Source organism: Kitasatospora sp. NPDC001660, assembly GCF_053596725.1.
The window spans coordinates 1-1,144 of the sequence record NZ_JBSFGU010000147.1; the positions used below are offsets into that span (position 1 = coordinate 1).

The 1,144-nt window shown below is 77.6% G+C and carries 1 protein-coding gene; it reads left to right on the plus strand.

Annotated elements, in window-relative coordinates:
• A partial coding sequence (locus tag ACWCXH_RS39955; RefSeq protein ID WP_449806425.1) for a polyketide synthase dehydratase domain-containing protein occupies window positions 1–1,144 on the plus strand: 1,144 nt, incomplete at both ends.

The window sequence follows — 1,144 nt, forward strand, 5'->3', positions numbered from 1 at the left end:
GGGGTCCCGGTGGACTGGGCGCGGCTGTTCGACGGCACCGGCGCCCGCCGGGTGGACCTGCCCACCTACCCGTTCCAGCACGAGCACTACTGGCCCGCTCTGGGCAGCGGCGTCGGCGACGTCGCCTCCGCCGGGCTGCTGGCGGCGGACCACCCGCTGCTCGGGGCGGCGGTGCCGCTCGCGGGCACGGACAGCGTCGTCTTCACCGGCCGGCTCTCGCCCGGCACGGCGGCGTGGGACGGCGAGGCGGACGTCTTCCCGGCGGCCGGGTTCCTGGAGCTGGCGATCCGGGTCGGCGACCACGTCGGTTGCGACCGGGTCGAGCGGCTCGCCGTCACCCGGCCGCTCGCCCTGGGTGCGGGCGGCGGCACGATGGTCCAGGTCCGGGCGGGCGCGCCGGACGGGACGGGCGCGCGGACGGTGACGTTCTTCTCGCGCCCCGACGGCGGGCTCGACGAGCCCTGGACCGAGCACGCCACCGGCGAGCTGACCACGGGAGCGCGCGCCGCCGACTTCGACGCGGCGCTCTGGCCACCGGCCGGCGCGGTCGCGGACAGCTCTGACGTGGACGGCGCCGGCGTCTGGCGGCGCGGCGAGGAGACCTTCGTCGCGGCCGAGCTTCCGGCCGAACTCGTGGGCACAGCTGACGGGTTCGGCCTGCATCCGGCGCTGCTGGCCGCCGTGCTGCGGGCGGACGGCCGTGGGCTGGTGCCGGTGGCGTGGTCCGGGGTGTCGCTGCACGCCTCGGGCGCGACGGTGGCGCGGGCCCGGCTGGTCCGCACGGGCGCGGACACGGTGGCGCTGGCGCTCGCCGACGCGGCGGGGGAACTCGTGCTGTCGGCGGAGTCCGTGGAGCTGGGCGAGTCGGCCGCCGCCTCTCATGGGGCGGACGGGTCGCTGTTGCGGCTGGAGTGGGTCGCGGCCGCGCCCGCGAGGCCGGTGGACGTCCGGTCCGTGACGCTGGGTGTGGAGGTCGCGTCGCTGGCGGAGATCGGTGACGAGGTGCCGGGCGCCGTGGTCGTCCCGGTGGCGGGCGGTTCGACGCCCGAGGCCGTGCACGAGGTGACGGCGTGGGCGCTGGGTCTGGTGCAGGAGTGGCTGGCCGAGGCGCGTTTCGCGGATGCGCGCCTCGTGTTCGTCACGC